The organism is uncultured Roseovarius sp. (genome assembly GCF_947489715.1).
GTDB lineage: Bacteria > Pseudomonadota > Alphaproteobacteria > Rhodobacterales > Rhodobacteraceae > Roseovarius.
Genome location: NZ_CANLER010000016.1, coordinates 1 through 17,828, shown reverse-complemented (window position 1 = coordinate 17,828; position 17,828 = coordinate 1). Strand labels below are relative to the sequence as shown.

Sequence of the window (17,828 nt, the reverse complement as noted above, 5' to 3'; positions counted from 1 at the left end):
AAAGACATATTGAGCAAAATGCTGATTTGATGTATCCCTGAGGATGAAAAGAAGGACGTTGGCAGGATATGCCAAATGTTTACACATTTTGTCTGAGGGGTCTGAAGAGTGCCAAGGCCAGCCGAAAACCTGAAGCTAGAGCAGCGCATTGAGATCGCGCGACGCTTCGCGGCGGGTGAAAGCGCGAAGGCATTGTCAGAGATTTATGGTGTGTCACCCCGGCATGTGAACCGGCTTGCCAAAGAGGAGATCGGCGAGGGTGTCGCTGTGCGAGATCCGTCAGAGATCGTAGCGTTTCGGGCGTCACAATCCGAACTTACGGCCTTCGATAAGGAGTGGCAGTCACGTGGGTTTTCTAATCGCAGCCAAGCACTGAATGCGCTGCTGCGGGGGCGCTGCGGGTTCCTCGATGTGCCGCGCGATCTGGTTGTGGAATTTTGTGAGATCTGGCGTCAGGCACAAGATGTGAGTGATGCCGGACGGGTGCTGGCGAAGGCCGTGCATCGCGGCAAACTGGTGTTGTCGGAGGGTAATCTTTCCACGCTGACCAGCCTTTTGGACGTGGCGCAAAAGATGAGCCGGGAGCTTGGGTCGATGAAGGAGGCCGCGCGCAATCAGAGAGGGCAGGGGTGGAATGCGGTGGATGAGCCGTTATCGGAGTCGCCCGAGGAAACCCGCGATCAGCAATCCGACTTGAAATTGCATCCCCAATCGCTGCCTCTCGCGGGTGCCCGAACGCAATTGGCGACGCATGATTCAGCTGACGAACGTCGGAGCGCTGTCCATGGCTGATCCTCTTGCTCTTTATACCGCCGTCATGGGCAAGCTCTGGGAAGAGGGGCGCATTCAGGGGCAACGTCACGCCCGGATCGAGGCGCGGATTGCAGGCCGCCGTCAAGGTCGGAGTTATCAACGCACAGGGCGACTGTCGGCCCGCAACATGCTCAAGGCGGCGTTGCCCGAGAGCCGGGCCGCCGTCTTCAAACGCATAAGGGCAGGGGGGTGCAAAACAAGGAGTAGCCTCGGTAACCAGTTGGCGTATGTCAACGACAAGGCGGTCTACAGCTATTCCACCATGACCAATGTTCTGACCGATGGCGCGGTGCTGTCCGAAGATCAGAAAACAGAGGTCATTGAGGCGTGGTCCGAGACCTGGCGCGGCACAACCAAGCTCGGGTTCACGTCGCACATGCTGCTCTCGTTTCCGAAGGATGTTTCGGTCGATCAGGTCAAAGAGATCACGCTCGACTGGGCCGAGCACTTCTTTGAGAGCGGCAACTATGGCGACCAGTGGGACTATGTGCTCTCGGTGCATGACGACCGCGCGCACAAGCATGCGCATATCATCCTGAACAACCGCGGCATTGAAAACGGCACCTGGTTCTCGTGCTGGGCCGAGGGCGTGATGTCGCCGCAGCTGATGCGCGAAAAACAGGCCGAGATAGCGGAAACGTACGGCGTGGTGCTTGAGGCCACAACACGGCTCGAGCGTGGCATTTTCGCAAAGGCCCCGGGTATCGATGAGATTTACCGCGCCAAAGAAGAGGCCCGTCTGCCGCGCGACATTGCGATGACACCGCAAGAGCGGGACATCGCCAAAGCGCAGGTCGTGGGCTTTGCCAAAGACTATGCCGATCTGGCTGACATGCTGGACCACATGGATCAGGCGCATCTGGCGCGGGCCATGCGTGGCATGGCCAAAGCCCTGGGAACGGGAACACCATACAAATTCAACGCAGGAGACATCGATATGGAGACCATCCGGGCAGATATCAAAACGGTGGGTGATGCCATCGACTATGCCGAGAAAACCATTGAGGCCTTGCGACTCAAGGCGGAGGAACTGGACGTCACTGACCGACCAGCGTTTGAAGCCAAGGCCGCGCCGGTGATCCGCGATCTGTCAAAAATGGTGCCGGACCCGGATCTGCGCGCGCGGTTTGCGCGGGATCTGGTTGATCCCTACCCGCCAGGGGCAGGGGATGAGACAGTGATTGCAGCACTTGCTTCTGGCCAGGAAGAGGCATTGGAAGGCCTCAAAGCCTACGCGGAGAAAATTGGTCTGGATGGCGATGAGATAACGGCCCGGATCGAGACGGGTGGAACCACCAACTACGGCCTCGCGCAGGATTGGGTGGAACGTGACATGACGGCCGTACTGGCAAAGGACGGCATTGACCTCAGCAGAGCCAGCGACGCGCAACAGGAGGAAGCCTTGGAAAAGGTCGACACCTTCATGGACGGGTTGAGGGAACGGGCCGAGGAGTTGGGAGTGGCTATTGGTTTAGGCAGAGAGGCCGATGCGGAACAATCATTCGTCGACGAGTCAGATCGCGGTCCCAACCCCTATCTGCAGGAGCTTGCGGACATGTTGCGTGACGGTGATTTGTCGGAAGCCCAGGAAGTGACAGTCGAGCGCACGCTTAAGGCGGAGCTCATGAGGGAACTGGGGGAGACAGGCCTCGCGGAACTCAGACGCGGCAACTACGAGGTGCTGTGTGAGGCGCTGCCCAACCGGATCGACCAGATCACCGTCACGCAGGAATTTCTGGAACTCACCCATGAAGAAACCGGTGACACCGTCTTCACAGAACGCGCCTCTGCTCTGCAGCAAGACAAGGTGAATGAGGTTACAAAACAAACCAATCTCGAGATGCAGCGGGGCAGCGGATCGGAACGTCAGCTCGAATTCCGCGATCTCGATGATGACATGGGGCTCTGATGGAACGCCCTCTCCCTGTCTGGGCCGCTGTGCCCTTCGGAACGCTTTGCGGTGCGGCCCTGGGTACAATCGTCGCCAGTTTTTATCTGGCTCTGGCGCTCAAGACGGGGTTCGGCAATTTCGACATGCTGATTGTCTGGAAGGCAACGCCGGGCATCAGAGCGGCGCACCCTGAAGCGTTCAAAGTGGCTTTTGGTGTTATCGGATTTGGGGCAATCGGATTAGCGACTCTGGCCTTTGCCTGGACCTGGGCGAGAGAACGCGATGATTATGGCTCGGCCCATTGGCAAACCAAGGTTGAGCTCCGCAAGAACGGCATGCTGCAGGACGTGGGGCGGGGCTTTGTTTGTGGCAAACTGGGCAAGCCCAACTCGAAAGCACCCTATATCTCTGCGAGTGATATCCCGCATGTGATGATGGTGGCCCCGACGCGTGCCGGCAAAGGCGTAGGCTTTGTCATCCCGAACCTTTTGTCCTTTGCCGGGTCCGTTGTTGTCCTCGACGTTAAAGGAGAAAACTTCGAGAAAACCTCTCGCTTGCGGGCTCTGAATGGCGACGAGGTATTCCGCTTCAGCCCGTTTGACTGGGCCAACAGCACCCATCGCTACAATCCGCTGGCGCGTATTGCCAAGGCGCCAAGTTTTGCGCAGCAGTTCACCGAAGTCAGCATCCTGGCGGATCTCTTTCTCGACAAGGACAACAAGACGCTGGATACATTCTCTGAAGCTGGCAAATCGATCTTTGTCGCGGCCTGTCTGCTGGCGATCCAGAGAGGCAATCCCACGCTGGGAGAGGTCAACCGGATTGTTACTGGCGGGGATTACAAGAACGCGCAATATGGCATCTATGCGGACGAATCCAAAGAAGCGGTTGTGCGCGAGCTTTGGACCAATGCGGCGAGTGCTTCGTCACGACTCCTGACCTCGAACATCCAGGCGCTGATGACGGCGGGTCTTAAACAGTGGGACAATCCGGCAGTGCGTTCAGCCACAAATGGCAGTGATTTTGATTTTGCCATGTTCCGCAAAAAGCCGCATTCGCTCTACATTGTTGTCTCCGAGGATCACATCGCAACGCTGGCTCCGCTTCTGCGCCTGATGTTTGCTGATCTGATTGCCAACCTGCGTCTGAATGAGCCTGGCTCGGATGAGCCCTGGCCGGTCATGATGATGATCGATGAATTCCAGCAGATGGGCGCAATGCCATATCTCGAGCGCGCGATCCACTCGCTGGCTGCCTACGGTGGGCGTGTGGCGATGATCGCGCAATCTCTTGCCTCGCTTGATCGTATCTATGGCCCCGAAGGGCGAGAGAGCCTGGAAAATGGGGCAGGGTTGAAGCTCTACATCACTCCGCGCGATCAACGCACCGTGCGCGAGGTGTCGTCGGCGGTCGGCAGCACGACACGCGAAGCCGTGACGCGTATGTACGGACGCAACAAAGGCATCCTCGGGGCGACCTCGACAACCGCGCGTTTGGAAGAACGTCCACTCTTATCGGAGACTGAGGCCCGGACGATGGACCCGGATGAGGTGATCATACTAGCCTCACCGCAACACCCGATCAGAGCACAGCGTATCAAGTACTTTGACGACCCGAAGTTTGAGGTATTGGTGGAAAAGCAGGCCGGTCGCGATTTCCCATATCCCCCACGCGTTGACGGCACTGGACCTTGGGTCGAGACGCCGGTGGAATCGGAGCCGGACGGTCAGAGCCTGGGGGATCCGAAAGTTAAAGCAGAACCCCCGAAGAGCGAACGGACCCAACGCCGTCAATCCCGCTCGATGCAAGTGAAGATCGGTGGCGACGAGGGCGATGGAGTCCATGCGGAAAATCTTGAACGGGGCGATCCGGTGCCCGAAGAGTGGGAACAGAGGCTTGGGGAGCAGGGTGATTTTATTGAGGAGCTGCTCGGCGAGATCTGAAGCAATGGGTGAGAAAGCGGTTGTTCACCGTAGCGGGTAAAACTGACGAAGTGCGGACTTTTCCGACATTCAGTTTTTGTGCTTCGCTGACGCAGCATTTTTTTGCAGTGCAGCACTTCAATTGTCGCGATGCAGCGCAAGTCACCAAAGTGGCCCTTCAAACTCGCCACGAAGCGCGAAAAGCAAACCGTCCTTTAGCTGCAGTCAGGATCGACTATCGAGGCGCGGAAAAAGCGGTAATTTGTTGAATTGATTGCATGTCAGCTTTGAGGCGCAACTCAATTTATCGAAATTCCAGACATGCCGACTTGATCAGACGCCTCAACCATTGGTGTGCTGGGTCCTGCGTATAGCGTTCGTGCCAAATCTGCGAGACAGTAAAGGAAGGGGTTTGGAGCTCTTTGGGCAAGGGCGCCATACGCAGCGCATCTGTCATCACTTGCCTGGCGAGGAGTTCGGGCACTGTGATGATCAAATCTGTTGGCGCAATTGCTGCGCTAATGGTCATAAACTGAGTAAGTCTTAGGGCAATCCTACGCGTCAGACCCAGCTCTTTCAAAACGTCGTCTATCCGGCCACCGCCTCTTCCAGTGATGCTCAGTAAGGCATGCGAAGCGGCCGCATAGTTCTCGAGCGTGATACCGTTATCGAGGAGTGGATGTCCCTTGCGTACAAGACAAACCTGGCGATCATCAAACAGCGCCTGAGCTGCAACATTGTACAGAGTCGGTCCGTCATCCACCACGCCGAAGCCGAGTGACATTTCTCCGTCACACAACTCCGAGATACCGGTGGCCGAAAGGTTCTCCATGTCGATCTGAATACCTGGCGCCAGTTTGAAGACCTGACCAAGCACATTTGGCATGATCATTTGAGCTACATAATCAGGGGCCATAATACGAAACCGTTCTTGTGCCCTGGACGGATCAAAAACCTGCGGCTTGAATACAATCGATACTTGAGCCAATGCATCGCGGACCGGATTGCGAAGAGCTTCTCCACGTGGTGTCAAGACCATTCCCCGGCCGGAACGAACAAGCAGCGGATCCCTTACAACATGTTGGAGGCGATTTAGCGCCCGGCTCATGGCGGGTTGCGAGAGGTTAGAGAGCTCTGCAGCTTTGGTCACACTCTCCGTTTCCAACAAGGCATCGAGTGCTTTCAGGAGATTGAGATCAATGCTGGATACATTCACTTTATGCATGCATTAGATATTAAACATGCATTATATTTATTCAACTCTTCCTTCTAGGTTTGGTTCATCGAATGCAAATCAACCAAGGAGAAGTCATCATGTTTGTCGTTTCAGGAGCAACCGGAAACACAGGGTCCATTGTCGCTCAAACTCTCATCGACCAGGGTCAACCGGTTCGGGTCATCGTACGCTCTGAAGAAAAGGGCGACCCATGGAAAGCAAGGGGAGCTGAGGTAGCTGTCGCAGAGATCATGGACACGGATGCCATGGCCCAAGCATTGCAAGGCGCCATTGGAGCGTACTTCTTGCTCCCACCCGACCTCACGAATGACGACTTTCTCGGCGACAGTCTGAAGCGCGCTGATGCCATTGTGGCCGCCGCACAGGCAGCGCGCCTGCCTCATGCTGTCATCCTGTCGTCGGTCGGCGCACAGCATAGTGACAGGGTTGGCCCTATTTCCACAATCGGACATATGGAGAGGCTGTTCGTTGCAGCGGGTATTCCCCTCAGTGCCGTTCGGCCCGCCTACTTCCTTGAGAATATCAAGGACTTGATGCCCGCAGTGCTTCAGGATGGCGTCTATCCCAGCATGATCCAACCGCTCGACTTCAAGATCGACATGGTTTCAACAAAGGATATTGGATTGACGGTGGCTGATGCACTGATCAACCCACCTTTCATTCAACACCGTGTGATAGAGCTCAAAGGTGCAGAACAGTATTCCGCCGAAGACATTGCTGCGGCGCTTTCAAAATCGCTGGGCCGTCACATCACCCCGGTTCCAGTACCACAGGAAGCCTGGGTCGACACGTTCAAGCAAAGCGGACTTTCTCTGCAATCGGCCGAAACCATGGCGGAAATGCATGAGAACATAAACAATGGACGCATCGAATTTTTGGATCCGAATGCCAGAAAAGCCAGCGTCGATTTGGCAAGCTTTGTCGAGAAACTGGTCGCATAGGCTAGCGAGAACGGGAGGCTCCGCTGGCATCGCCCAGCGGGGTCGTTTCGCCCGTTTATCCAAGCCAATAAATCGTCAATAAAGTCGGCTAGAGTTATGTCCGAGTCCGGATCTACGCCTTCGTATCGTTCACGACGCAGTCAGGTGGATCTTCTAATGGTTTCAGCAACATACTGATTATTGCCGAAACCGCTAGACCGAGTTCATTGGATCGGAACCGGCTGCTTGCAGTTTCGAGCTCCGCGCAACGTTTGTGTGAGCAAAACGAACATCATCACGTGAGTCACAAGCAATACTGGCACGATGAATGTCGGAATGTACCATGTCACACCAAGTTGCGGGATTACCTCTGCCTGTCGCAAAGCGTTCAACAGATCAAAGAAGCCTACCAGATTGAGAACCCAAACTAGCGCGATGGCAACGGTTACTCGCGCGCGCAAAAGAAGAAATGCAATGACTGCCAATGCTGCGCTTGCCAGGTCTCCATAGGCAGCGGCCGCTGCGAAATCCCCAGGGATGTCGGCGCCAACGAGCCCTGGAACCTGAAAACTCATCCCGATGTGTCTGAACATGTGCGGGATCACAAGCACAGCCAGAGCCGAGTGAAGTGGAAGCGTTGACAGCCAAGGTGCGACATAGGCGCGGGCAATCAGGGCCAGGACCAGTAGGCTGAACCCAAGCTGAAGGCCAAAGATGGCTTCGATAGTCATAGTGTTTCCTTTCGTTTGAGCGGACGAGAGCGTGACCCTTGTCGGAACAGGATCACGCAATTCGATTTTGGTCAGAGATCTTCAACTGGTGTCGTGCGGATACCTGGCCAATTGCCAAAAGCACCAGCGATCACCGTCTCCTTATCCTCGAGGTATTTCTCGAATATGGTCGCGTTGACGAAGAGATAGAGTTTGCCATCCGCGATATCCGCATAGCGAACATCACCATCGAGCTTTTTGCCGACATACACGCCGAAAGCACAGAAGCCACCGAACTGGGGCAGAAAGGCCTCGGGCGACGCCTCGAAACGGGCCTTGGCTTCGGCAGAGGCAAAGTAGTAGTCCACGCCGTCACGTGTTGAGGTATGAGTCGCATCGCCGATTTCGGGCGCGTCTCCTTCGAACATCGACACCGGGTCGATACCGTGCATGCCCAGTGAATTGCCGTTCAAGGTGAGGCCGTTGACGACGTTATACTCGTCTGCGGCAAAAACCTGAGATGCGTGGTGAAGGATTGCCGCTGAGGACAGTACGAGAATGGTGGTCCAGGTGCGGACGGTTTTGATAAATGTTGCGTTCATTGGAAACTCCATAATTGAGGGTTGTTGGGTTGGGCGTCTAGGCACCCGCTGCGATCCGCTTGACGGCATCATCCGTCCACCAGACGCCATTCGCGACCATTCGGAAATTGATGATGGCGGCGAGATAGCCATCGCCCTCGGGCACTTTCGCCCCGGCAGTGGCGTCCCGCACGACGGCAACTTCGTAGCCAAGCTCGAGCAGGTCATAGAGATGCGCCTGGGTGCACAGGTTCGCGGACATACCGGCTAGGATCACCTTGTCGATCCCGCGCTTCCTGAGCTGCAGGTTCAGGTCGTTCTGCGCCGGGCTGTAGACCTTGTGGGGAGAGCAGACGATGGTTTCGCCATCCTCGATGTACTTCTTGTATTGCGGCATCCAGTCGGCGCCGGAGCCGTCGAAATTGTCGAGGTTCAGCGGCCCGGGGCGGTCGAACATGCCAATACCGTGCATCGTGGCCTCGAGCGTGCCCTCGAAGTTCCACTTGTGGTCATGCGGGTAGTAGTAGTGCGGCGAAATGAAGACCGGCATGCCGGCCGCCTTGGCGGCGACGAAGAGCCGCTCGATATTGTCGACCGTGCCTTGTTCCGTCACGCTTTCGCCGACCACGCCCCAGGTCACGCCGTCTTCCGACAAGAAGTCAATTTGCGGGTCGGTGACCACAAGGGCGGTGCGTTCCGGATCAATCGTCATGTCGATCTGTGGCAAACCCGGATTTTCCGGATCAGCGTAGAGCGCGCGGGCTTCGTCGGTGGCGGCCACGGCACTCTGTCCGGTAATTGCTACGGCTCCTGCGGCGGCAGCACCTGCTGCGCCCGCCAGGACGCGACGACGGGCTTGATCGACATATTCGTGGTCAATGCCGCAGCTACAATCATGATCGTGTTTGGTTTTCATTTCTGGTCTCCTTTGTTTTGGTTTAGACGGCGCAGTCCAGTGTGCGCAGCCAGGTCGGTGGTCTGTTCCCTGCACCTGTTGGCACGTCTGTCCTGTTCACGGCGAACAGGGCGCCGTGTGGGGACTGGGAACATCCACTTTCCTCGGGGACCGGCGCAGCACATGCCGCACCGGAATTCGGTTTTCGATCCGGTGCCTTACAGCCCCAGTTCGGTCAGGCCTGGGTGATCCGCGGGCCTTGGCCCGTCAGGCCAGTGCATCAGCCGGTCCGCTTCGGTGATCGGCAAATCATTTATCGACGCGATACGCCGCTGCATCAGGCCGTCTTCGGCAAACTCCCAGTTTTCGTTCCCGTAGGAGCGGAACCAGTTTCCGTCTTTGTTGTGCCATTCGTAGGCAAAGCGCACGGCGATGCGGTTGCCTTCAAAGGCCCAAAGCTCCTTGATGAGCCTGTAGTCAAATTCGCGGGCCCATTTCGCGGTGAGAAATTTGACGACTGCCTCACGTCCGGTGAGGAACTCGGCGCGGTTCCGCCAGATGCTGTCGGGCGTGTAGGCCAAAGCAACCTTTTCCGGTGCCTTGGAATTCCAGCCATCTTCGGCCATGCGAACTTTCTGGGTTGCGGTTTCCTGAGTGAATGGGGGGAGCGGGGGTCGGGAGATGTCTGCTCTTTCTCTTTGGGGTAAGGCGCCCCGGCCAACGTGGCAGGGAGGAGGACAGGGCCGGGGCGCGGTTTTAACCGGACGGTCGTCGTTTCCGATCTCTGCCCGCGCATGCACGAAAGCCCCAGCAGTCAGGGAAATGGCTGCAGCTGAGGTGGGAGGAGCCTCTGCATCAGGAGCCATGGGGCTTCGGGGATGTGTCATGCGGGCAATCCTTGAAAGGTGGATCTAGAGTTAACCGTTCGGTCAATACCCAAAGGGTGTACAAATCTGTTAACCCTGTCAACCGTGTTTTTTGTTCGAGTGAAACGGACCATAACGGACGGTAAATTTTACGTGTGTTATTAGGTGCATGGCCGAATTTTCTTGAGGTATTCGCCAGCAAAGGCTAAAACCGATCAGTCAACCATTGAGGCGAATCATGCAGCAGACAAAACGGGACGAACTCGTTCGCAAAGCGCTCGGCACATTCTATCGCAATGGCTTTCACGCCACTGGAATGGATATGATCGCCAAGGAAACCGGCGTCTCAAAAACATCGATCTACAAGCACTTCCGCACCAAAGAGGATTTGATCCTCGCCGTACTCAGGCTGCGCGACGAGAATTTCCGCAACTGGTTTTTTCGACGTATCGACGAGTTGTCCGATGCGCCCGAAAAAAAACTGCTGGCGATCTTCGATGCACTGGAAGAGTGGTTTTCTATGCGTGAATTCCGCGGCTGCATGTTCATCAAGGCAAGCGCCGAATTCCAGGAACATGACGACCCCATTCACGCCCAGTCGACGGAACATAAACGCCTTTTGGCTGAGCATTTCACTGGACTATGTAAGGCGGCTGGCGCGTTGCAGCCCGAGCAACTCGCCCAGCAGATCCTTGTTCTGAAAGAGGGGGCGATCGTGATGGCAGTATTGGGTCGCGGCCTAGAGGCGGCGAGAGACGCTAAGAAGACCGCGCGTGTCCTGATCAATGCGCATATGCCAGCGGCGGAATAGCCGAAAACCAAAACCGACCGGCCGACGCGACCACACTGCGCCGAACCATGTCGCCGAACGCGTTCATCGCCAGAGTTTACGCGTCCCCTGTAACGATGGTGGCACGCTGCCCCCGGATATCAGTGACGGTCATCGCACAATCCGGCGCCAGGTCCTGCACAAGTAACTGGCAGTCAAGTATTTTCCAGCAGAGTATTGACCGATCGGTAAACCTACCTAAGTAACGTGGACCAATCGCTCAAATCCAATGGAGACCTGACATGACCGATTTCACCACGCACAGCATCGACACGGCACCTGCAGCCGCCAAACCGCTTCTTGAAGGAGCAGAGAGCGCTTACGGTTTCGTTCCCAACCTTCTGGGCAATATGGCCGAAGCGCCCGCCCTGCTTGAGGGGTACATGTCGCTGGCTGGAATTCTAGGCAAAACGGAACTGACCGAGACCGAACGTCAGATCATTCTCATGACCAATAACCGCCTGAATGGCTGCACCTACTGCATGGCCGCGCATACGACGATTTCGCAGATGGCGAACGTACCCGCTGATGTGATCGAAGCGTTGCGCACCGATACGCCGATTGCCGATGCCAAACTCGAGGCACTGCGCAAGTTTTCCATCGCGGTAACCGAAAGCCGCGGCTGGCCGACCGAAGCACAACTCGACGCCTTCCTGACAGCCGGCTACACGCAGCAGACCGTGCTGGAAGTGATCCTAGGTACTGCGCTGAAGGTCATGTCCAATTACACCAACCATATTGCAGGCACACCGCTCGATGACGCATTCGCGCCAAATGACTGGGCGCCCGATATGGCGAAAGCCGCCTGAGTAAGGTCAGAATTGGCGGCCTCGTACCGCGTCGAAACGAGGCCGCCGTTAACTAAGTGATGACCAAGTATCTATTCGAGATGCGCATCCTGTTTCAGGCGCTTTGCCGCAGAATCGACAAAGGCCCGGACCTTGGCCGACACCATTTGCCCTTCCTGATGTACGAGATGTATGGGGCTTGGGGGTGGTTCAAAAGATGTCAGCACCGTTCTTAGGCTGCCCGCCGCCACATGTGGCGCCACCTGGTAAGAGAGCAGCCGGGCCAGTCCCTGGCCCTGAAGCGCCATTTCGATAACCGCATCATTGGTGTTCATGCTGACACGCGGCTCAACACGGATTTCCTGCGGCTTGCCTTGAGTATGAAAGTCCCAATGCCCTGATGGACAAAGAGCTGTGGAGTTGATGATCGTATGCGCCTCAAGGTCTTTCGGTGTTTCGGGTTCACCCTCTTTTTCCAGATAATCAGGGGATGCGAAAACGATCTGCCGGATACTGCCGCACCGAACCGCCATCAGGCTGGAATCCTGAAGGTGACCAATCCTGATGCCGACATCCACGCCTTCGTCAATGAGGTTGACGATACGATCCACATAAAGTGTTCGGGCCCGAAGTTGCGGGTATTGGTTAAGGAATTCAGCCAGTAAAGGAGTAATGAACATCCGACCAAACAGCACCGACGCGGTAATGTTGAGCATGCCCTTGGGCTCCGCATAAGATCCGACAGCCGCTCGTTCGGCTTCCTCCAGATCAAGGAGAATGCGTTTGGCGTCCTCCAGAAATCTGCGACCGCTATCCGTCAGCATGACCGACCGCGTGGTGCGGACAAACAATCGCACGCCAAGTTGATCTTCCAGCATCGAGATCGTTCGCGTCACCGCTGGCGGTGACATGTTGAGATTGCGCGCCGCCCTCGGCGGCCCTGCCATTTTGCGTCTGCAGTGATTGTCGGCAACGCTGGCTGCAATTGCAGCATCGGAACATCGCGACCAATGTCGGCTGTGGGCCGCGAGATAGGCAGCTACCAGAAGGCTGGATCGTTGAAGGCCTGAACGCAGCGTGATGGCCCCTTTAGCGGCGTCAGCGGCGTATTGTTCAGCGACTGACCCAACCAGCCTTCAGGATGCTGCAAGGAAAAAGGTGCAGGCACGTCGTCTTCGGTGATAACCGAGAAGCCAACGCGTCTGTAGAAGCTCGGATTGCCGTAAGTCACCGCGAGATCGACGCCTTCCTGCCGAAGCCCCTGGAGGCCATGGGCAATCAATCTCTGCCCAATGTGTTGGCGCTGATGCTCGGTTGCCACCGCTACGGGGCCGAGGACGAACACCGAGCTGCTGTCACCCTTGAATGTGAGCCGCGAAAAGATGATTGCGCCACCCAACTCGTTATCGTTCCAGACGGTGAAAACCCGGATATCCTGCAACGGTGTCTCCGCCATCAGGCGGCGTGCCAGTTCACCGATCAGCGCGCCTTCCTCTGAGCCCTCCGAGTTGGTGAAGGTCGCCGTGAAAAGGTCGGCGATCGCCTCGACGTGTGCCTCGTATTCTGCCGAAAAGTCCAAATTCTTCTCTCCCGCGACGGGCGCGCTCTGCTTCCATCGATTCTAAAGCATCTGACTGACTTCTCACATGCAGCGGAAGTCCGAAATAGATGGGAAGCATCGCAGTGTGAAGAGGCCACGGCAGATGGCCGCATTGAGCCTCTGGCGCTCGGCGTGAAGAATTGTTTATCAAATCCTTAGCGCCAGACAATTTTTCAATCCATCACGGAGAAACGTCTGCGAGATGTTTGACGAACAATGAGCTCAATCCCTCTTTGGGAGCATTGGGAGGCCAGACCGCAAATACGCCCACGGAATCGACGTTCCAATCGGGTAGGACGTACCGCATAAAACCAGCGTCGGCGTCTTGCTGAGCAAGAAACTCCGGAACAATCGCCAATCCAGCTCCTGAGCGCGCCAAATGATAAAGCGCATGTGCATCATTCACACTGAGGCGCGGAGATGGCTTCAGAGTGATCGGACGCTTTTCCTGTCGTCTGAATTCCATCGCCGACTTTACTTGCGCGAGTTCCAACCAGTCCCAGTCTTCAATGTCCTTGGGCGATATCGGGTTCGGTCGTGTATTCAGGTAAGACTGCGTCGCGACGAGCCGGCGTTCGACATCAAATAGTTTTCTTGCCTTGAGTGCGCTGTCCTCAAGCCACCCCATGCGAAGTGCAACATCAATGCCACCCCCGATGACTTCTCGCCGTAGGTCCGAGAAATCTAGACTTAGTCGCACACCGGGATAGGCAATCGAGAATTCTGCGATCCGTTCAACGATGATCGATTGTGCCAAGACAGCAGGCGCCGTGACACGAAGTTCACCAGAGGGTTGCGGTGCTAAGTTTGAGACAGCGTTCAGACCGGTTTCTGCGGCGTCAATCATTGACCGCGCTGCGCCAATCAACCTTTCACCATCACGTGTCAGAGACAGCTTGCGGGTCGACCGATAGAGAAGCGCAACACCGAGTTGCTCCTCAAGCTGAGTGATGTGATGGCTAACGACAGATGGAGAAAGGCGAAGCGCTTTTGCTGCCGCACGAAAAGATCCGTGATCAACCGTCTTAGCAAATATCGCGATCTGGCGAAGTTGCTCCAGCATAATTCAATTTTCCAGAACAGTGAAACTGATTTGTACCACCTTATTGATTTATCTGCTTGGGTCTAGTTTCTCCGTAAGGGTCACTCGCCGTGGCCTGCAATCGAAAGGAGACCCAAAATGAAGATATTCAAAGTACTGGCCCTAGGACTTACAATTCTTGCCTGGCCGTTGTCGGGAGCTGCCTTGGCAGATGACAAAACGACGGTACAGGTTTTCTATGATTTCTTGAGCAATCCGGCGTCCGAAAGTCATGCTGCTGCGTTCAATGAAGTGATCGCGGATGATTGGCAAAGCATCGGCGACTATTCTGGCAAAACCAAATCGGGTTCTGAGTTGATTGGCCAAATGGGTGGCTTTGCACAGCTGATCCCGGATCTGAACTGGGCCGTCGAAGAAATGATCCAGGGCGAAGACCGCGTGATTGTAAGAGGTCGGGCGACGGGCACCCCTGCAGGCCCCTTGTTTGGTGTCGATGGCAACGGTAAGGGCTTCGAAATCATGAGTATCGACATTCACACCCTAGAGGACGGAAAGGTTGTCCGGACGTATCACGTCGAAGATTGGGCAGGCGCTCTGCGCCAATTGAGCGCGCAGTAGTAGCTCCAGAGGTCAGTCAGGAGAAACCAATCCTGACTGGCCATTCTGTCAAACAACAACAAAATGCTGCGTCGAGCGCCAAGGGCGGCTTTCGAGAAAGGCAAGCTACTTGTCTGCCATCAGCACCCATGGAACAGAATAGGTTGATTGCGTAGCGGAGGATTTCAGGCTCATCGTAACCATCCGCGTCCCGGTCATCGCAAAGACCATTCAGCTGACTCTGCACGCCAATGTCCGCATTGCGGGCTGCGGCCGTAGCATTCAACAACCATGCGGTCGGCTTTGGGCCGTCCTCAGTCAACAATTCCCGCGTGTTGTCCAAATCTGATGTTGTACCCATTCAGATCGACGGCGTTGAATTCCCGCATACCCCAAGAATAAGTCTCGGGTCCCCGTGTGATTGTTACCCCATTCGCCTTTGCGCGGTTGTGCATTTCATCCAAGTTTCCGATATCGAAATAGAACCAATTCGCTCCAAGTTGCGGCTCACCCTGCCAAAAGTGAACGCAAGCCTCGCCAAGCATTATAGCGCCGTGCGCAGGTGGGTCGCCCCAGAGAAACCTTATTTTGAAACCCAAGCGTTCTACATACCAATTGCACGCTTCTGGAACACTGGGTACCGCGAGGGTTGGGTAAACGGCCGAGCATTCGAGTGGCTTCGCCATGTGTATCCTCCTAGTAGCTTGAGCTTCGCGTTTAAAGCTCGCCGATGTCAACACTGCCTCACGGAACGCAATTCAAATGCTGAAGACCAAACCGAGATATTCATGTGTGCGGTGAATGTCCGGAATGACGGGGGGACCGCGACGTCGTAAGTGCTTATTCAGAGTCTCTTATGGGCCGCGCCCAGCCTTTTGGCTCAAACGCGAGGCAAAGCCAAATCTCTACTTCGGCGCCATCCCTTCAGCGAAACACGCTGAATACCACAGGGCAGAGGAAGCCCCTGACTTCCATCGCACTAGCCCGCTAATGGCGGTGTTGAACGTTTTTTCATCTAACAAGTCGCCAGACAGCATTGCATCCTTGGCCCCGAGAAACGCCGCGATCAGATTGTTGGCGGTGGCGTCAAACCTGTCATCGCCGGCACAGCCTCCAAAAAACACGCCACCGTTTCGAACAGGGGTCAGCCCGGCCTCCACGAGCAAGGAAACAAGCTTGCGGCCGACATATGGATCATTACCAAGCGTCTCGAACGTCCCAACATAGGCCTGCCAGATAGCTGGGAATCCCGGGGGTTCTGGCCAGGGGCGAAAATCTCCATGGTCATCGTCGCAAATAAAAACCCGACCGCCTGCTCGCACCGAGCGCGCCATCTGTTTCACGACCAACTCAGGTTGAGACACATGCTCCAACAGAAACCGCGCATGGGCTACGTCGAATGATCCCCATTCTGAACTACGCAGCGGCACCTCCGCGGCATCACCCTCACGGAACTCAACAAGGCCAGCCTCACCCGAACGTTCCGCCAGTTTGCGCGCCTGCGTAATTTGACCTGAATCTCGCTCGATCCCGACGACATCCGCCTGACCCCCAACAGCCTGCGCCATCAGGCGCGTGAACTGACCAAGCCCGCTGCCAATATCCAAGACTTTCTCTCCAGGCTGGAGGTTGAGCTCCCTCAGACATGACTCATTCAGGATCTCATTGAGCAAGGACAACCTATGCTGTTCTTCAAGCGAACTGCCATGGATGTATTCGGACGTGTCTGACATTTCATCATTCATGAGTTTCATTCTCCAGCATTGCTAAGCGATGGCGCGCAACCACCACAGATTCCATTACACTTGTAGAAGGCACGCTGGCTTTTCCCGAAGAACCTGCGCATTTCGGTCGCGGTTCGTGGAATATTCAGATCCTAACCTTCAGCTTTCAATCGTTGCCTTCACCGCGCCTGTCGCCGCGACGATGGCACCGGTAAAGTAAAGACAAAGCCCAAACAGGGTTATGCCCGACTGCGCAACGCGTCCCTCTGCGATCTGGAGTGCGAAAATCACAAATGGACCCGTTGCCGTAATGGCGCTCAACGTCATTGTCGGGATCAGCGCGACCGCTCTTTGCAAGGCATAAAGTGGAGGTACGATCAGGGCGGTCCCCACCACAATCGCAGTTATCAATGTTGGCGCTGTCGGCAGGTCGGCTGGCGTCATAGTGGCGAAGGCAAACAAGCCAGCCGTCAGGACATAAAGTGGAAACCTGAGACCAAACACCGCGCCGGGCCCTACGCCGGAACGATCCATTCGCTGACAATAGGCGAGCAACATCGTAAACAACACGCCATCCGCAATTGCAAACGCTACGCCCAGGATGGCCGTTCCAGCGCCACCTCTCACAAAGCCTGAAAGGTCCGCCAGAGTTATCACGCACAGAAGAAGAATGGCGCAGGCCACGATAACGTTTCCATAGAGCTCTGTCTTGTTGCGCATCGCTTCGCCCTCCGGCCAGCCAAAGCGATGCAGGAGGAAAGCAGTTATCGGCATGACGCCTGCGCCAATCGTGTATGCGATGGCCGGTTCAATCAATTGTACCGAGCCCAGAAATGCAATCCATGCGAAAGCCGCCGTGGCATTGACCTTGAGCAGCAGGCCCAGGTTTTGAAATGCCAATCGGACCTGCTCTGGCGTTCGCAACCAAGCCATGCCGATAAAGAAAGCAGAGGTCAATCCGAGCACGCAAAAACCGAATAGAAAGGAGTTCACATGCTGAAACAATCCGCCGAAATAGACGAACTGAACGGACTCCAAAACTACGAAAGCGATGGCCCAGATGAGGCCAATTACGACTGACGGCATTCACTTCTCCGATTGCAATCTGCCAGTCGATTTCAATTTTCGTATGGGCTTTTCCGTCATGACCAGTCGGAAATCCGCAAATGTAACCGCAAACCCTAGGGTTTAAAAATGCTGCACAAAGCACGAATGACCGCTCTGAGGAGCCTCTAATGCTGCATCGAATTGCTTGGCGGATGTCGGCTCTGGGCCGTCTTCATAGAAGCTTTTGGGACTAAAGATTAGATGCTGCGCCCGCTCCGGTGACGGCACCGAGCCCACTTTGACAAATGCTGCATACTGCACGAATGTCCGTCAAAGCCTGGGTGAACGACAGAAAGGCCCAATCGA

The 17,828-nt window shown here is 55.8% G+C and carries 18 protein-coding genes; 7 read left to right on the top strand and 11 right to left on the bottom strand.

Annotated elements, in window-relative coordinates:
• Positions 1-108 precede the first annotated feature (108 nt).
• Genes Q1B27_RS23435 through Q1B27_RS23425 form a run of 3 tightly spaced genes read left to right on the top strand, consistent with a single transcriptional unit; the run spans position 109 to position 4,647 of the window.
• A complete protein-coding gene (locus Q1B27_RS23435) occupies positions 109-792 on the top strand; it encodes a helix-turn-helix domain-containing protein (RefSeq protein ID WP_299852218.1) in 684 nt (227 codons plus the stop codon).
• On the top strand, positions 785-2,722 hold the full coding sequence (locus tag Q1B27_RS23430; protein WP_299852215.1) for a relaxase/mobilization nuclease domain-containing protein: 1,938 nt from the start codon (positions 785-787) through the stop codon (positions 2,720-2,722). The genes Q1B27_RS23435 and Q1B27_RS23430 overlap by 8 nt, the downstream gene beginning before the upstream one ends.
• Complete coding sequence (locus Q1B27_RS23425; protein ID WP_299852212.1) at positions 2,722-4,647, top strand: type IV secretory system conjugative DNA transfer family protein; 1,926 nt, start codon at positions 2,722-2,724, stop codon at positions 4,645-4,647. The genes Q1B27_RS23430 and Q1B27_RS23425 overlap by 1 nt, the downstream gene beginning before the upstream one ends.
• A 283-nt stretch (positions 4,648-4,930) precedes the next feature.
• Here the strand turns inward: Q1B27_RS23425 and Q1B27_RS23420 are convergent, their stop codons facing one another.
• The gene (locus Q1B27_RS23420; protein ID WP_299852209.1) at positions 4,931-5,851 is read right to left on the bottom strand and encodes a LysR family transcriptional regulator; all 921 of its coding nucleotides are present in this window, start codon (positions 5,849-5,851) and stop codon (positions 4,931-4,933) included.
• 89 nt (positions 5,852-5,940) lie between these two features.
• Here Q1B27_RS23420 and Q1B27_RS23415 point away from each other — a divergent pair, with 89 nt between their 5' ends.
• Positions 5,941-6,804, top strand: coding sequence for an NmrA family NAD(P)-binding protein (locus tag Q1B27_RS23415; RefSeq protein WP_299852206.1), 864 nt, complete (start codon positions 5,941-5,943; stop codon positions 6,802-6,804).
• A 203-nt stretch (positions 6,805-7,007) separates the two neighbouring features.
• Here the strand turns inward: Q1B27_RS23415 and Q1B27_RS23410 are convergent, their stop codons facing one another.
• From Q1B27_RS23410 to Q1B27_RS23395, 4 genes are all read right to left on the bottom strand, one after another.
• The gene (locus Q1B27_RS23410; protein ID WP_299852203.1) at positions 7,008-7,514 is read right to left on the bottom strand and encodes a hypothetical protein; all 507 of its coding nucleotides are present in this window, start codon (positions 7,512-7,514) and stop codon (positions 7,008-7,010) included.
• Between the two features lie 71 nt (positions 7,515-7,585).
• The gene (locus Q1B27_RS23405) at positions 7,586-8,095 is read right to left on the bottom strand and encodes a YHS domain-containing (seleno)protein (protein ID WP_299852200.1); all 510 of its coding nucleotides are present in this window, start codon (positions 8,093-8,095) and stop codon (positions 7,586-7,588) included.
• Positions 8,096-8,132: 37 nt separating this feature from the next.
• Complete coding sequence (locus tag Q1B27_RS23400; protein ID WP_299852197.1) at positions 8,133-8,990, bottom strand: cysteine hydrolase; 858 nt, start codon at positions 8,988-8,990, stop codon at positions 8,133-8,135.
• A gap of 197 nt (positions 8,991-9,187) precedes the next feature.
• Positions 9,188-9,652: a nuclear transport factor 2 family protein gene (locus Q1B27_RS23395; protein ID WP_299852325.1), complete on the bottom strand. Its 465-nt coding sequence runs from the start codon at positions 9,650-9,652 to the stop codon at positions 9,188-9,190.
• A gap of 421 nt (positions 9,653-10,073) precedes the next feature.
• On the opposite strand from Q1B27_RS23395, the gene Q1B27_RS23390 reads away from it, so the two are divergent.
• Both Q1B27_RS23390 and Q1B27_RS23385 read left to right on the top strand, forming a co-directional pair.
• Entirely contained in the window at positions 10,074-10,646 is a 573-nt protein-coding gene (locus Q1B27_RS23390) for a TetR/AcrR family transcriptional regulator (RefSeq protein WP_299852194.1), read from the top strand.
• A gap of 260 nt (positions 10,647-10,906) precedes the next feature.
• A complete protein-coding gene (locus tag Q1B27_RS23385; protein ID WP_299852192.1) occupies positions 10,907-11,473 on the top strand; it encodes a carboxymuconolactone decarboxylase family protein in 567 nt (188 codons plus the stop codon).
• A 71-nt stretch (positions 11,474-11,544) separates the two neighbouring features.
• Here Q1B27_RS23385 and Q1B27_RS23380 read toward each other — a convergent pair whose 3' ends face one another.
• The 3 genes from Q1B27_RS23380 to Q1B27_RS23370 all read right to left on the bottom strand — a co-directional run bounded on the left by Q1B27_RS23380 (position 11,545) and on the right by Q1B27_RS23370 (position 14,115).
• Positions 11,545-12,399, bottom strand: coding sequence for a LysR substrate-binding domain-containing protein (locus Q1B27_RS23380; RefSeq protein ID WP_299852190.1), 855 nt, complete (start codon positions 12,397-12,399; stop codon positions 11,545-11,547).
• 92 nt (positions 12,400-12,491) lie between these two features.
• Positions 12,492-13,031, bottom strand: coding sequence for a GNAT family N-acetyltransferase (locus tag Q1B27_RS23375; RefSeq protein WP_299852187.1), 540 nt, complete (start codon positions 13,029-13,031; stop codon positions 12,492-12,494).
• Positions 13,032-13,233: 202 nt separating this feature from the next.
• A complete protein-coding gene (locus Q1B27_RS23370) occupies positions 13,234-14,115 on the bottom strand; it encodes a LysR family transcriptional regulator (protein WP_299852184.1) in 882 nt (293 codons plus the stop codon).
• 117 nt (positions 14,116-14,232) lie between these two features.
• On the opposite strand from Q1B27_RS23370, the gene Q1B27_RS23365 reads away from it, so the two are divergent.
• Positions 14,233-14,712, top strand: a complete 480-nt coding sequence (locus Q1B27_RS23365; RefSeq protein WP_299852181.1) for an ester cyclase — start codon at positions 14,233-14,235, stop codon at positions 14,710-14,712.
• A gap of 293 nt (positions 14,713-15,005) precedes the next feature.
• Here the strand turns inward: Q1B27_RS23365 and Q1B27_RS24580 are convergent, their stop codons facing one another.
• The 3 genes from Q1B27_RS24580 to Q1B27_RS23355 form a co-directional block, all read right to left on the bottom strand.
• Complete coding sequence (locus tag Q1B27_RS24580; protein ID WP_367181387.1) at positions 15,006-15,377, bottom strand: VOC family protein; 372 nt, start codon at positions 15,375-15,377, stop codon at positions 15,006-15,008.
• A 219-nt stretch (positions 15,378-15,596) separates the two neighbouring features.
• Complete coding sequence (locus tag Q1B27_RS23360) at positions 15,597-16,436, bottom strand: methyltransferase domain-containing protein (RefSeq protein WP_299852178.1); 840 nt, start codon at positions 16,434-16,436, stop codon at positions 15,597-15,599.
• Between the two features lie 138 nt (positions 16,437-16,574).
• Positions 16,575-17,501, bottom strand: coding sequence for a hypothetical protein (locus Q1B27_RS23355; protein WP_299852175.1), 927 nt, complete (start codon positions 17,499-17,501; stop codon positions 16,575-16,577).
• Positions 17,502-17,828: the final 327 nt, after the last annotated feature.